This is a genomic window from Pseudomonas sp. HC1(2025) (assembly GCF_058742075.1).
In genome coordinates this window covers 4,125,796-4,138,912 of record NZ_CP196017.1, presented here as the reverse complement: position 1 = coordinate 4,138,912, position 13,117 = coordinate 4,125,796, and the positions used below count along the sequence as shown (strand labels likewise).

Sequence of the window (13,117 nt, the reverse complement as noted above, 5' to 3'; positions counted from 1 at the left end):
ATTCTTGATCAAGGAGCGAACAAGTGACGCACAAACATATGGACCGTGAAGTGTTGGTGGGTTTGCAGGAAGTGATGGAGGGCGACTATCCCCATTTGCTCGACACCTTCCTCGATGACTCGCAAAAACGTGTCGAAGCCTTGCGCAAGGCCCGCGATGACGCCAAGGCGCTGGGGCGCATAGCCCACAGCTTCAAAGGCAGCAGCGGCAACCTCGGTGCGGTGCGCCTGGCGCGCCTGTGCCAGCGCCTGGAGGTCGAGTCGGCCAAGAATGAGATTAGCGACCTGGGCAATCTGGTCGACCAGATTGATCACGAGTTCGCGTTGGTCAAGCCGCTGTACGAGTCGGAGCGCCAGCGCTTCTAGGGTTGGCGGGGCTGGTTGGAAAAGCTGGCCCGACTTTTGCTCTCTATCTTCTGCCTGCGCCCTCGACCCTGCGCAGCGGAGACCTGACTTATGCCTCTAGCCCCCAACTCGCTCCTGCAGGCCGCTCCCGCGGTCAAGCCGCAGGCTTCCCCCGCCAATGCGCAGGCAACGGCCGCGGACACGCGGGCCAAAGCGCCAGGCTTTGCACAGGTGTTCGCCAAGGAGTCCAAGGCGCCACCCGCCAAGGCTGTGGATATGGCGCCCAAGCCCAGCCGCGACAAGCCGACCGACACCAGCGCGAAGAAGGATGTCGGCAACGACAAGCCTGCCGCTGGCACTCCAGCCGTTGCCGATAGCGGCAAGACTTTGCCTGCCACGCCGCCCGCCAAGGCGGACGCGCCAGCCAGCAGCGATGACGATAAAAATACCGACAAGGACCTGGCGCAAGCCCAGCCGCCAGCGGTCGATGGGGTGGTCGATCCGGCCTTGATCGCGGCCGTGACACCCGCACCGGTAGCGGTTCAGACCGCCGTGGTGGAGGAAGTCGCCACGCCGCTGCTGACCACGCCGCCGGTCACTGAAGAAGTTGCACCTGCCTTCGACCCGGAAGCCGACCCGCTGGACTCATTGCCGGCTGTGCGCCTGGCGATGGAGCAGGGCGGTCATGTGTCCGCCAGCAGCCAGGCTACGCAAAAGAACCTGCCAACCCAGGCCGAACCTACCGCCGCGCAGAACTTCAGCAACGGCCTGGCGGCCATGGTCGACCAGCAGGCGGCCAAGGACAGCACCGACCAGGGTGGCGAAAAGGCCTTTAGCGGCCTGCTCGAAGACGGCCTCAAGGACTTGAAGGGCGCGAGCAGCGACACCCGCGTCGATGACTTCGCCAATCGCCTGGCCGCCCTGACCCAGGCTGCCACGCCCAAGACCGCCAACGCCTTGCCACTGAATAACCAGCCACTGGCCATGCACCAGGGCGGCTGGACCGAGGAAGTGGTGAACCGGGTCATGTACCTGTCCAGCGCCAACCTCAAGTCTGCCGATATCCAATTGCAGCCTGCCGAGCTGGGGCGCCTGGATATCCGCGTGAACATGACGGCCGATCAGCAGGCTCAGGTGAACTTCATGAGCGGCCATGCCGCCGTGCGCGAGGCCCTGGAAAGCCAGTCCGGGCGCCTGCGGGAGATGTTCGCCCAGCAGGGCATGGGCCAGGTCGACGTGAACGTGTCCGACCAGTCCCGTGGCTGGCAGGGCCAGGGCCAGGAACAACAGCAGAACCAGGCGCGGGGTGTCAGCGGCAGTGGCGGACACAGCGACGGGCATGATACGGGCCTGGCTGGCGAAGTCACCGAAGTGGCGGCACCGATAGCCCAGTCCGTCATCGGCTCCAGCGCCGTGGACTACTACGCCTGACCTGAAACTGGCGCCGATCAAAATGTGGGAGCTGGCTTGCCTGCGATAGCGGTGTGTCAGCGACATAGTTCGCGCCTGATACACCGCTATCGCAGGCAAGCCAGCTCCTACATTGACGCGTTCCCCCTCACCGCAGACAACTCTGGCATAACACTTGCTCTTGCCTTCCCGTGGATCTATGAAACCCCGAATAGTGACGGATTATTGGCATGGCGAAGAGTGACGACGCAGCAACAGCACCTGCAGCAGGCAAGGGCAAGCTCAAGATGATCCTGCTGATTGTCGTGGCCTTGTTACTGGCCATCGGCGTGTCGGTGGGGGCTACCTGGTACTTTATGCACAGTGCCCAGAGCAAGCCGGTACCTGCGGCCGAGACTGCCAGCAACGTCAAGCAACCGGCAATTTTCGAGCAGATGCTCCCGGCCTTTGTCGCCAACTACAACCAGAACGGTCGCCAGCGCTACCTGCAGGTGAGTATTTCCCTGCTGGCGCGCAACCAGGCGGACCTCGATGCGCTCAAGGTGCATATGCCGGTGATCCGCAACAACCTGGTGATGCTGTTCTCCGGGCAGAGTTTCGATAGCCTGGCCACCCCCGTGGGCCAGGAAATGCTGCGCCAGAAAGTCACGGCCAGCGTGCAGGAAGTGGCCCAGAAAGAACTGGGCAAAGTCGTGGTCGAGCAGGCGCTCTTCACTAATTTCGTATTGCAGTAGGATCACGACATGGCCGTGCAAGACCTGCTGTCCCAGGATGAAATCGACGCCCTGTTGCATGGTGTCGACGATGGTCTGGTACAGACCGAAATGGCTGCCGAGCCCGGCAGCGTCAAAAGTTATGACCTGACCAGCCAGGATCGCATCGTCCGTGGACGCATGCCGACCCTGGAGATGATCAACGAGCGTTTTGCCCGCTACACCCGGATCAGCATGTTCAACATGCTGCGCCGCTCGGCGGACGTGGCGGTGGGCGGCGTGCAGGTGATGAAGTTTGGCGAGTACGTGCATTCGCTGTACGTGCCTACCAGCCTGAACCTGGTCAAGATCAAGCCGTTGCGCGGCACCGCCTTGTTCATCCTCGACGCCAAGTTGGTGTTCAAGCTGGTGGACAACTTCTTCGGCGGCGACGGCCGTCACGCCAAGATCGAAGGCCGCGAGTTCACCCCCACCGAGTTGCGCGTCGTGCGCATGGTGCTGGAGCAGGCCTTTATCGACTTGAAGGAAGCCTGGCAGGCGATCATGGAAGTCAATTTCGAGTACATCAACTCGGAAGTGAACCCGGCCATGGCCAACATCGTCGGGCCCAGCGAAGCCATTGTGGTCTCCACCTTCCATATCGAACTCGATGGCGGCGGCGGCGACCTGCACGTGACCATGCCGTACTCGATGATCGAGCCGGTGCGCGAGATGCTCGACGCCGGCTTCCAGTCCGACCTCGACGACCAGGACGAACGCTGGGTCAAGGCCCTGCGCGAAGACTTGCTGGATGTCGATGTGCCGCTGAGTGCCACCGTGGCGCGCCGCCAGTTGCGCCTGCGCGATATTTTGCACATGCAGCCGGGGGATGTGATTCCCGTCGAACTGCCGGACGAATTGATCATGCGCGCCAATGGCGTGCCGTCGTTCAAGGTCAAGCTCGGCTCCCACAAAGGGAACCTGGCGTTGCAAGTGGTTGAGCCGATCAACCGTCGCTGATGCATCCCCTAATTGATGATTTTTGCTGCGCCGAGGACATGTAATGGCTACCGAACACGAAAACACTTCCGCCGAAGACCAGGCCCTGGCTGACGAATGGGCGGCTGCCCTGGAAGAGACTGGCGATGCAGGCCAGGACGATATCGACGCCTTGCTGGCGGCCGACGCCGCCACTGCGCCGGTGGGTAACCGCCTGCCCATGGAAGAGTTTGGCAGCGTGCCGAAGAACCATGAGCCCGTATCGCTCGATGGGCCCAACCTGGACGTGATCCTCGATATCCCGGTGTCGATTTCCATGGAAGTGGGCAGCACCGAAATCAACATCCGCAACCTGTTGCAACTCAACCAGGGTTCGGTGATCGAGCTTGATCGCCTGGCTGGCGAGCCGCTGGATGTGCTGGTCAACGGCACGCTGATCGCCCATGGCGAAGTGGTGGTGGTCAACGAGAAGTTCGGCATCCGCCTGACTGACGTGATCAGCCCCAGCGAACGTATCAAGAAGCTGCGCTGAGATGAGTCGCCGCTTGCTGGGACTGTTGTGGGCGCTGCCGCTGGGCGTCTTCGCGGCTGAACCGGTGGCCCAGGTCGCCGCGCCGGCCGGCGGCGGCAGCGTAACTGGGCAACTGACTCAGTTGGTGCTCGGCCTGTTGCTGGTGGTGGGGTTGATCTTTGCCCTCGCCTGGTTGTTGCGCCGGGTACAGCGCATTGGCCCGGGCCATGCCCAGGTCATCGAGCTGGTGGGGTCGCGGGCCCTGGGGCCGCGTGATCGCCTGGTGCTGGTGCAGGTGGGCGAGGAACAGATCCTGCTCGGCCTCACCCCTGGCCGGATTACCCCGTTGCACGTGCTCAAGCATCCGGTGAGCGTGGCCCAGACCGAGGCCGCCACACCGGAGTTCGCCCAGCGCCTGATGGAGCTGATGGGCAAGGACCAGAAGGATAAGAAGTAATGCGCGTTCTATTGGCGCTCATGCTGTTGCTGGCCGCGCCCCTGGCGTTCGGCGCCGACCCGTTGTCGATCCCGGCGATCACCCTGGGCACTAACGCGGCCGGGGCCCAGGAGTATTCGGTCAGTCTGCAGATCCTGCTGATCATGACCGCGCTGAGCTTTATCCCGGCGTTCGTCATGCTGATGACCAGCTTCACCCGGATCATTATCGTGTTCTCGATTCTGCGCCAGGCCCTGGGCCTGCAGCAGACCCCGTCGAACCAGATCCTTACCGGCATGGCGCTGTTTCTGACGCTGTTTATCATGGCGCCGGTGTTCGACAAGGTGAACCAGCAAGCCCTGCAACCCTACCTGGCGGAGAAAATGACCGCCCAGGATGCGGTGGAAAAGGCCCAGGGCCCGATCAAGGATTTTATGCTGTCGCAGACCCGTTCCAGTGACCTGGAACTGTTTGTACGCCTGTCCAAGCGCACCGATATCGCCAGCCCGGACCAGGCGCCGCTGACGATCCTGGTGCCGGCGTTCGTCACCTCGGAGCTCAAGACCGCGTTCCAGATCGGGTTCATGATCTTTATCCCGTTCCTGATCATCGACCTGGTGGTGGCCAGTGTGCTGATGGCCATGGGTATGATGATGCTGTCGCCGCTGATCATTTCGTTGCCGTTCAAGATCATGCTGTTTGTCCTGGTGGACGGTTGGGCGCTGATTATCGGCACCCTGGCCGGCAGTTTCGGAGGGGTATAGCGCCATGACCCCGGAAGTCGCCGTCGACCTGTTTCGTGAAGCATTGTGGCTGACCACCCTGATGGTCGCCGTGCTGGTGGTGCCCAGCCTGTTGGTCGGTTTGCTGGTGGCGATGTTCCAGGCTGCCACGCAGATCAACGAACAGACCCTGAGCTTCCTCCCGCGCTTGCTGGTCATGCTGGTCACGCTGATCGTGGCCGGCCCCTGGCTGGTGCAGACCTTCATGGAATACATCCTGCAGCTGTACGGCAGTATTCCGCAGTTGATCGGCTGACCTGATGCAGTCCTTGCTGGCATTGACCGACACCCAGATCAGCACCTGGGTGGCCGCGTTCATCCTGCCGCTGTTTCGTGTGGGCGCGTTGCTGATGACCATGCCGGTGATCGGCACGACCCTGGTGCCCAAGCGCGTACGCCTGTTTTTCACGGTGGCGATTACCGTGGTCATCGTGCCGACGCTGCCGGCGATGCCGCCGGTCAACGCCCTGGACCTCAGTGCGCTACTGCTGATTGCCGAACAGATCCTGATCGGTGCCTTGATGGGCTTCTCCCTGACTCTGTTCTTCCAGGCCTTCGTGATTGCCGGGCAAATCGTCTCGATCCAGATGGGCATGGGCTTCGCGTCCATGGTCGACCCCACCAACGGCGTGTCGGTGGCGGTGATCGGGCAGTTCCTGACCATGCTGGTGACCTTGCTGTTTTTGGCCATGAACGGCCATCTGGTGGCGTTTGAGATCCTCACCGAGAGCTTCACCACCTTGCCGGTGGGCGAGGGGCTGATCGTCAATCACTTCTGGGAAGTGGTCGGCCGCCTCAGTTGGGTGCTGGGCGCGGCGTTGCTGCTGGTACTGCCGGCGATCACCGCGTTGCTGGTGGTCAACATTGCCTTCGGCGTGATGACCCGCGCCGCGCCGCAGTTGAATATCTTCGCCATTGGTTTCCCGCTGACCCTGGTGTTGGGCCTGGGGATTTTCTGGATCGGCCTGGCCGACATTCTCAATCAGTATCAACCGCTGGCCAGTGACGCCTTGCAGTTCTTACGTGATCTGGCACGGGCGCGCTAAGCCATGGCCGAAAGCGAGAGTGGTCAGGACAAGACAGAAGACCCCACGGAGAAACGTAAAAAGGACTCCCGGGAAAAGGGCGAGATTGCCCGCTCCAAAGAGCTCAACACCCTGGCGGTGATGCTCGCCGGTGCCGGTGGCCTGCTGATCTACGGCGGCGGCCTGGCCCAGGACTTGATGGAGATCATGAAGCACAACTTCTCCCTGCCCCGGGATGTGCTGCTGGACCCGCGCGCCATGGGCATCTACCTGCTGCACTCGGGGAAGATCGCGATCCTGGCCGCGCAGCCGGTGCTGATCACCTTGCTCCTGGCGGCGATCATCGGGCCGATTTCCCTGGGTGGCTGGCTGTTTGCGGCCGGCAGCCTGGCGCCTAAATTCAGTCGGATGAACCCCGGTGCGGGGATCAAGCGCATGTTCTCCGCCAAGGCTGTGGTAGAGCTGCTCAAGGCCCTGGCGAAATTTTTTATCATCCTGTTCGTGGCGCTGGTGGTGTTGAAGTCAGACATCGACGACTTGCTGCGCATCGCCCATGAACCGCTGGAGCTGGCGATCATCCACAGCGTGCAGTTGGTGGGCTGGAGCGCATTGTGGATGGCCTGCGGCCTGATCCTGATTGCCGCAGTGGATGCGCCGATCCAGCTGTGGGAAAGCCACAAGAAACTGCTGATGACCAAGCAGGAAGTGCGCGACGAGCACAAGGACCAGGAAGGTCGGCCGGAAGTGAAGCAGCGCATCCGCCAACTGCAACGCGACATGTCCCAGCGCAAGATGATGGCTTCGGTGCCGGATGCAGATGTGGTCATCACCAACCCGACCCACTACGCCGTGGCGCTCAAATACGACGCCGAGAAGGGCGGCGCGCCGCTCTTGCTGGCCAAGGGTAGCGACTTCACTGCCTTGAAAATCCGCGAAATCGCCCAGGCCAACGACATCCTGCTGTTGGAATCGCCGGCGCTGGCGCGTTCGATCTTCTATTCCACCGATCTCGATCACGAGATCCCGGCCGGGTTGTACCTGGCGGTGGCCCAGGTGCTGGCCTATGTCTACCAGATTCGCCAATACCGCGCGGGCAAGGGCAAACGCCCGGATCCGCTCAAGGACTTGCCGATTCCGCCGGATTTGCGGCGCGATTCTTGAGTCTTCTGCTGCCTCTTTCGACGTCATCGCGGGCAAGCCCGGCTCCCACATTTGATCGCATTCCAATGTGGGAGCCAGGCTGGCCCGCGATGGCGTCGGAACAGGTGTTTACCGTTCGTCCAACTCCCTTCCGACCTGTCAACTTTGACAGTAGCCAGCCCCCGTGCAGGGCGCTTTGATAGACCGGGAACAGGCACTGATTTGGGAGAAGGGCAATGGCAACGGGTACGGTGAAGTGGTTTAACGATTCAAAGGGCTTTGGATTCATCACGCAAGACGCCGGAGGAGAGGACCTGTTTGTGCACTTCTCGAGCATTCAAAGCAACGGCTTCAAGTCGCTGGCGGAGGGCCAGAAGGTGGAATATGAGGTTGTAGAGGGTCCGAAAGGCAAGCAGGCATCAAACGTGCGTCCACTCTGATGGTCGTTCCCACGCGCCTGCGTGGGAACGATCTCGTCCCTGAAGCAAAAGTTGGAAGGCTTCTTGCAATACCGCCTTCAGGACGCCTCTCGGCGTCAAAAGTTTGCTTCAAGGTGACGAGGAATACCGGTGGATCGCTCTAATATGTTCAACACAGCCCGTGGCACTCTGACGGACCTCTCGCGAGGCAATCTGGGTGTGCCGTTGTTGCTGTTGGTCATGCTGGCAATGATGATGTTGCCGATGCCGCCGTTCCTGCTGGACGTGTTCTTCACCTTCAACATTGCCCTGTCTATCGTCGTGCTGCTGGTTTGCGTGTACGCGCTGCGGCCTTTGGACTTTGCGGTCTTCCCCACCATTTTGCTGGTTGCCACGCTGCTGCGCCTGGCCCTTAACGTGGCCTCCACGCGGGTGGTGATGCTGCACGGCCAGGACGGCCACGCCGCCGCCGGCAAGGTGATCCAGGCCTTCGGCGAGGTGGTGATCGGCGGTAACTACGTGGTCGGTATCGTGGTGTTTGCGATCCTGATGATCATCAACTTCGTGGTGGTGACCAAGGGCGCCGGGCGGATTTCCGAGGTCAGCGCGCGTTTTACCCTCGACGCCATGCCCGGCAAGCAAATGGCGATCGACGCCGACCTCAACGCCGGCCTGATCGACCAGAACCAGGCCAAGGCCCGCCGCTCGGAAGTGGCCCAGGAAGCCGAGTTCTATGGCTCCATGGACGGTGCCAGCAAGTTCGTGCGCGGCGACGCCATCGCCGGCCTGTTGATCCTGTTTATCAACCTGATCGGCGGCATGGCGGTCGGTATCTTCCAGCACGGCATGACCTTTGGCGATGCAGGCAAGGTTTACGCCCTGTTGACCATTGGTGACGGTTTGGTGGCGCAATTGCCATCACTGTTGTTATCGACAGCTGCGGCGATCATGGTCACCCGTGCGTCCGGCTCCGAAGACATGGGCAAGCAGATCAACCGCCAGATGTTCGCCTCACCCAAGGCCCTGGCCGTGGCGGCCGGCATCATGGCGATCATGGGCATTGTGCCGGGCATGCCGCATTTCTCGTTCCTGACCATGGCCGCGCTGGCCGCCGGCGGGGCGTACCTGTTCTGGAAAAAGCAGAACACCATCAAGGTCCAGGCCTTGAAAGAGGTGGAGCGCCAGCAAGACCTGCTGCCGTCGCCGGCCCGCGCCCAGGAAACCAAGGAGTTGGGCTGGGATGACGTGACCCCCATCGACATGATCGGCCTGGAAGTCGGCTACCGCCTGATCCCCCTGGTGGACCGCAACCAGGGCGGCCAGTTGCTGGCGCGGATCAAGGGCGTGCGCAAGAAGCTGTCCCAGGACCTGGGCTTTTTGATGCCCACCGTACATATCCGCGACAACCTCGACCTGGCCCCCAGTGCCTACCGCCTGACGCTGATGGGCGTGACCCTGGCCGAAGCCGAGATCTACCCCGACCGCGAACTGGCGATCAACCCCGGCCAGGTCTTCGGCACCCTCAGCGGCATAACCGCCAAAGATCCGGCTTTTGGCCTGGACGCGGTGTGGATCGAAGTCAGCCAGCGCAGCCAGGCGCAGTCCCTGGGCTACACCGTGGTCGATGCCAGCACGGTGGTGGCGACCCACCTCAACCAGATTCTGTACAAGCACTCCCACGAGTTGATTGGCCACGAAGAAGTCCAGCAACTCATGCAATTGCTGGCCAAGGCCTCGCCAAAGCTGGCCGAAGAGCTGGTGCCGGGGGTGTTGTCGCTGTCGCAACTGCTCAAGGTGCTGCAAGCGCTGTTGGCCGAACAGGTGCCGGTGCGGGACATTCGCAGCATTGCCGAGGCTATCGCCAACAATGCCGCCAAGAGTCAAGATACTGCCGCGCTGGTGGCTGCGGTGCGCGTCGGTTTGTCGCGCGCCATCGTCCAAAGCATTGTAGGGCTTGACTCTGAGCTGCCTGTGATCACCTTGGAACCAAGGTTGGAACAAATATTGCTCAATAGTATCCAGAAGGCAGGGCAGGGCCAGGAAGAGGGCGTCCTGCTGGAGCCAAGCATGGCTGAAAAGCTGCAGCGTTCGTTGATTGACGCCGCACAGCGCCAGGAAATGCAGGGCCAACCGGTGATTCTGCTGGTGGCAGGCCCCGTCCGGGCGATGTTGTCGCGGTTTGGACGCCTGGCAGTACCGAATTTGCACGTTTTGGCTTACCAGGAAATTCCTGACAATAAGCAAGTGACTATCGTCGCGACAGTAGGGCCCAACGGCTGAGGTAGTGGGTTATGCAAGTAAAGCGTTTTTTCGCCGCCGATATGCGTCAGGCCATGAAGCTGGTTCGTGATGAACTGGGCGCCGACGCGGCTATTATCGGTAACCGTCGCATTGCCGGCGGTGTCGAGCTGACGGCTGCCCTGGATTACAAACCCCAGGCCTTGGCGCCGCGCGTGCCGAACATGGAACTCGAAGACGAGTTGCGCAAGACCGCCTCGCGTATTGTCTCGGCCCAGGCCGAGCTGAGCATGCGTGGCGACAGCGATGCGACCACCAATCGCCAATTGTTTGCCGGCCTGCCGCTGACGGCGGCCGAACCACTCGTCGAACCGACTTTTGTCGAGCCGCCACGTCCCGCCGCGCCAGCACCGGCCGCTGCGGTTGACCAGCGCGTGTTCGACTCGATGCGTTTTGAGCTCAATGGCCTGCGTGAACTGCTGGAAGTGCAGTTGGGCTCGCTGGCCTGGAACCAGTTGCAAGGCAGCAAGCCGCAACAGGCCAACCTCTGGCGTCGCCTGCAACGCATCGGCCTGTCCGGCCCGTTGTCGCGCGACTTGCTGGAACTGACCACCGGCATAGAAGAGCCTCGCCAGGCCTGGCGCATGTTGCTGGCGCACCTGGCGCGGATGATCCAGACCCCGGAAATCGAACCCCTTGAAGAAGGTGGCGTGATTGCCATGGTCGGCCCTGCCGGCATGGGCAAGACCACCACCCTGGCCAAGCTGGCCGCCCGTTATGTCCTCAAGTACGGCGCCCATAACATTGCGCTGGTGAGCATGGACAGCTACCGCATCGGTGCCCAGGAACAGCTCAAGACCCTGGGCCGGATCCTCAATGTGCCGGTGACCCATGTCGACCCGGGCCAGTCCCTGGCCAACGCCCTCGACCCGCTGCTGCGCAAGCGCGTGGTGCTGATCGATACCGCTGGCCTGCAAGCCAGCGACCCGGCATTGCGCATGCAACTGGAAAGCCTGGCCGGGCGCGGGATCAAGTCGAAAAATTACCTGGTACTTGCAACAACCAGCCAGAAACAGGTTCTGACTGCTGCGTACCACAGCTACAAACGTTGTGGGCTGGCCGGTTGCATCCTGACTAAGCTGGATGAAACCGCAAGCCTGGGCGAAGTGTTGAGCCTTGCCATCAGCCATGAATTACCGGTCGCCTACCTGACCGACGGGCCGCGGATCCCGGATGACTTGCATCTGCCGCGCCGTCATCAGTTGGTCAGCCGCGCGGTCAGTGTGCAAATGCAGGACGAACCCAGTGAAGAGGCGATGGCGGATATGTTCGCCGACCTCTATCACAACCCAGCCAAGCGGGTCGGCTGAACGGCAACATGCAACACAGTGCAATGTACCTACATCGATGGTCTGCTACCGCGGCCACCCTATGTAGCCTGCGGCTAAGCAAGACAAGGTAAAGAAAGAACATGGGCAGCATGCATCCCGTACAGGTGATCGCGGTGACCGGCGGCAAAGGTGGCGTCGGGAAAACTAACGTGTCAGTGAATTTGTCCCTGGCCCTGGCAGAGCTTGGCCGCCGCGTCATGCTGCTGGATGCCGACCTGGGCCTGGCGAACGTTGACGTTCTGCTGGGACTGACGCCCAAACATACCCTGGCCGATGTCATTGAAGGCCGCTGTGAGCTGCGCGACGTGCTGTTGCAGGGGCCTGGGGGGATTCGTATCGTCCCGGCCGCCTCCGGCACCCAGAGCATGGTGCATCTGAGCCCGGCGCAGCACGCCGGCCTGATCCAGGCCTTCAGTGATATCGGCGACAACCTCGACGTGCTGGTGATCGACACTGCCGCCGGGATCGGCGAGTCCGTGGTCAGCTTCGTGCGCGCCGCGCAAGAAGTATTGCTGGTGGTCTGCGACGAACCCACCTCGATCACCGACGCCTACGCCCTGATCAAACTGCTCAACCGCGACTACGGCATGAACCGCTTCCGCGTGCTTGCCAACATGGCCCAGAGCCCGCAAGAAGGGCGCAACCTGTTCGCCAAGTTGACCAAGGTCACGGATCGCTTCCTCGATGTCGCCTTACAATACGTCGGCGCAGTTCCCTATGACGAGTGTGTGCGCAAGGCTGTGCAAAAGCAGCGTGCAGTCTATGAAGCGTTCCCTCGTTCGAAATGCGCGTTGGCGTTCAAGGCAATTGCTCAGAAGGTCGATACCTGGCCACTGCCCGCCAATCCCCGGGGGCATCTGGAGTTTTTCGTCGAGCGATTGGTGCATCAGACGAGTGCGGGACCGGTGCTATGACAGCCAGCGGCTACAACCTTTACAAAAAATCAGCGCGTGACAGCCAGGGCGAATTGATCGAGCGCTATGCGCCCCTGGTCAAGCGCATTGCCTACCACCTGCTGGCACGCCTGCCCGCCAGTGTCCAGGTCGAAGACCTGATCCAGGCGGGGATGATCGGCCTGCTCGAAGTGTCGACCAAGTACGACGCGAGCAAGGGTGCGAGTTTCGAGACGTATGCGGGTATCCGTATCCGTGGCGCGATGCTCGATGAAGTGCGTAAAGGTGATTGGGCGCCGCGTTCGGTCCACCGCAATACCCGGATGGTGAGTGACGCAATTCGCTCAATTGAAGCAAAAACCGGTCGAGACGCTAAAGATCACGAAGTTGCGGCCGAACTCCAATTGAGTCTCGACGATTACTACGGGATTTTGAACGATACCTTGGGCAGCCGCCTGTTCAGTTTCGACGACCTGCTGCAGGACGGCGAACATGAAGGGCTGCACGAGGATGGCGCGAGCGCTCACCAGGAGCCTTCACGCGACCTGGAAGATGAACGCTTCCAGGGCGCCCTGGCAGAGGCGATTGCCAATCTGCCGGAACGTGAGCGGCTGGTGTTGGCGCTGTACTACGACGAAGAGCTGAACCTCAAGGAAATCGGTGAGGTCCTGGGGGTCAGCGAATCGCGGGTCAGCCAGCTACATAGCCAATGCGCGGCCCGCTTGCGGGGGCGTTTGGGAGAGTGGCGAGCGCGCTGACAGGCAGTGTGGGGACAGTGCGAACGATAACCGCCACGGCGCAAGCCCGGCGGGAGCGGCCCGTGATGTGCCCCAGCAG

General features: G+C 61.6%; 15 protein-coding genes. All 15 read left to right on the top strand.

The genetic code is table 11. From position 1 onward, the window contains the following. Positions 1 to 38 precede the first annotated feature (38 nt). The 15 genes from ACSSVH_RS18325 to fliA all read left to right on the top strand — a co-directional run bounded on the left by ACSSVH_RS18325 (position 39) and on the right by fliA (position 13,038). Positions 39 to 365, top strand: coding sequence for an Hpt domain-containing protein (locus tag ACSSVH_RS18325; RefSeq protein WP_178121103.1), 327 nt, complete (start codon positions 39 to 41; stop codon positions 363 to 365). Positions 366 to 455: 90 nt separating this feature from the next. Continuing rightward, a complete protein-coding gene (locus tag ACSSVH_RS18320) occupies positions 456 to 1,775 on the top strand; it encodes a flagellar hook-length control protein FliK (RefSeq protein WP_169955934.1) in 1,320 nt (439 codons plus the stop codon). A gap of 209 nt (positions 1,776 to 1,984) precedes the next feature. Beyond that, positions 1,985 to 2,488 carry a flagellar basal body-associated protein FliL gene (gene fliL, locus ACSSVH_RS18315; RefSeq protein ID WP_169955936.1) on the top strand — a complete coding sequence of 168 codons (504 nt, stop codon included), beginning with the start codon at positions 1,985 to 1,987 and terminating at the stop codon, positions 2,486 to 2,488. 9 nt (positions 2,489 to 2,497) lie between these two features. After that, positions 2,498 to 3,466, top strand: coding sequence for a flagellar motor switch protein FliM (gene fliM, locus ACSSVH_RS18310; protein ID WP_029292532.1), 969 nt, complete (start codon positions 2,498 to 2,500; stop codon positions 3,464 to 3,466). Positions 3,467 to 3,509: 43 nt separating this feature from the next. Further along, positions 3,510 to 3,977: a flagellar motor switch protein FliN gene (gene fliN, locus ACSSVH_RS18305; RefSeq protein WP_029292534.1), complete on the top strand. Its 468-nt coding sequence runs from the start codon at positions 3,510 to 3,512 to the stop codon at positions 3,975 to 3,977. Position 3,978: 1 nt separating this feature from the next. Next, the gene (fliO, locus tag ACSSVH_RS18300; RefSeq protein WP_169955938.1) at positions 3,979 to 4,413 is read left to right on the top strand and encodes a flagellar biosynthetic protein FliO; all 435 of its coding nucleotides are present in this window, start codon (positions 3,979 to 3,981) and stop codon (positions 4,411 to 4,413) included. Further along, positions 4,413 to 5,156: a flagellar type III secretion system pore protein FliP gene (gene fliP, locus ACSSVH_RS18295; protein ID WP_057438812.1), complete on the top strand. Its 744-nt coding sequence runs from the start codon at positions 4,413 to 4,415 to the stop codon at positions 5,154 to 5,156. Before fliO ends, fliP begins: the two co-directional genes overlap by 1 nt. Positions 5,157 to 5,160: 4 nt before the next feature. Further along, positions 5,161 to 5,430 (top strand): flagellar biosynthesis protein FliQ, encoded by a 270-nt coding sequence (fliQ, locus tag ACSSVH_RS18290; protein WP_003192936.1) that lies wholly within the window; start codon positions 5,161 to 5,163, stop codon positions 5,428 to 5,430. Positions 5,431 to 5,434: 4 nt separating this feature from the next. Then, positions 5,435 to 6,220, top strand: coding sequence for a flagellar biosynthetic protein FliR (gene fliR, locus ACSSVH_RS18285; RefSeq protein WP_038446990.1), 786 nt, complete (start codon positions 5,435 to 5,437; stop codon positions 6,218 to 6,220). 3 nt (positions 6,221 to 6,223) lie between these two features. Beyond that, complete coding sequence (gene flhB / locus ACSSVH_RS18280; RefSeq protein ID WP_169955940.1) at positions 6,224 to 7,360, top strand: flagellar biosynthesis protein FlhB; 1,137 nt, start codon at positions 6,224 to 6,226, stop codon at positions 7,358 to 7,360. Positions 7,361 to 7,575: 215 nt separating this feature from the next. Next, positions 7,576 to 7,779, top strand: coding sequence for a cold-shock protein (locus ACSSVH_RS18275; RefSeq protein ID WP_170042620.1), 204 nt, complete (start codon positions 7,576 to 7,578; stop codon positions 7,777 to 7,779). A gap of 144 nt (positions 7,780 to 7,923) precedes the next feature. Then, a complete protein-coding gene (gene flhA / locus ACSSVH_RS18270; protein WP_169955943.1) occupies positions 7,924 to 10,038 on the top strand; it encodes a flagellar biosynthesis protein FlhA in 2,115 nt (704 codons plus the stop codon). A gap of 11 nt (positions 10,039 to 10,049) precedes the next feature. Continuing rightward, complete coding sequence (flhF, locus tag ACSSVH_RS18265) at positions 10,050 to 11,366, top strand: flagellar biosynthesis GTPase FlhF (RefSeq protein WP_029292553.1); 1,317 nt, start codon at positions 10,050 to 10,052, stop codon at positions 11,364 to 11,366. 101 nt (positions 11,367 to 11,467) lie between these two features. After that, a complete protein-coding gene (gene fleN, locus ACSSVH_RS18260) occupies positions 11,468 to 12,301 on the top strand; it encodes a flagellar synthesis regulator FleN (protein ID WP_003192912.1) in 834 nt (277 codons plus the stop codon). Then, entirely contained in the window at positions 12,298 to 13,038 is a 741-nt protein-coding gene (fliA, locus tag ACSSVH_RS18255) for an RNA polymerase sigma factor FliA (RefSeq protein WP_029292560.1), read from the top strand. The genes fleN and fliA overlap by 4 nt, the downstream gene beginning before the upstream one ends. Positions 13,039 to 13,117 lie beyond the last annotated feature (79 nt).

Excerpts from the sequence above, each read along its gene's own strand:
- fliN (WP_029292534.1), top strand. The coding sequence starts at position 3,510 with ATGGCTACCGAACACGAAAACACTTCCGCCGAAGACCAGGCCCTGGCT.
- flhA (WP_169955943.1), top strand. The coding sequence starts at position 7,924 with ATGTTCAACACAGCCCGTGGCACTCTGACGGACCTCTCGCGAGGCAAT.
- ACSSVH_RS18325 (WP_178121103.1), top strand. The coding sequence starts at position 39 with ATGGACCGTGAAGTGTTGGTGGGTTTGCAGGAAGTGATGGAGGGCGAC.
- fleN (WP_003192912.1), top strand. The coding sequence starts at position 11,468 with ATGGGCAGCATGCATCCCGTACAGGTGATCGCGGTGACCGGCGGCAAA.
- ACSSVH_RS18320 (WP_169955934.1), top strand. The coding sequence starts at position 456 with ATGCCTCTAGCCCCCAACTCGCTCCTGCAGGCCGCTCCCGCGGTCAAG.
- fliO (WP_169955938.1), top strand. The coding sequence starts at position 3,979 with ATGAGTCGCCGCTTGCTGGGACTGTTGTGGGCGCTGCCGCTGGGCGTC.
- ACSSVH_RS18275 (WP_170042620.1), top strand. The coding sequence starts at position 7,576 with ATGGCAACGGGTACGGTGAAGTGGTTTAACGATTCAAAGGGCTTTGGA.
- fliL (WP_169955936.1), top strand. The coding sequence starts at position 1,985 with ATGGCGAAGAGTGACGACGCAGCAACAGCACCTGCAGCAGGCAAGGGC.
- fliA (WP_029292560.1), top strand. The coding sequence starts at position 12,298 with ATGACAGCCAGCGGCTACAACCTTTACAAAAAATCAGCGCGTGACAGC.
- fliP (WP_057438812.1), top strand. The coding sequence starts at position 4,413 with ATGCGCGTTCTATTGGCGCTCATGCTGTTGCTGGCCGCGCCCCTGGCG.
- fliM (WP_029292532.1), top strand. The coding sequence starts at position 2,498 with ATGGCCGTGCAAGACCTGCTGTCCCAGGATGAAATCGACGCCCTGTTG.
- flhB (WP_169955940.1), top strand. The coding sequence starts at position 6,224 with ATGGCCGAAAGCGAGAGTGGTCAGGACAAGACAGAAGACCCCACGGAG.
- fliQ (WP_003192936.1), top strand. The coding sequence starts at position 5,161 with ATGACCCCGGAAGTCGCCGTCGACCTGTTTCGTGAAGCATTGTGGCTG.
- fliR (WP_038446990.1), top strand. The coding sequence starts at position 5,435 with ATGCAGTCCTTGCTGGCATTGACCGACACCCAGATCAGCACCTGGGTG.
- flhF (WP_029292553.1), top strand. The coding sequence starts at position 10,050 with ATGCAAGTAAAGCGTTTTTTCGCCGCCGATATGCGTCAGGCCATGAAG.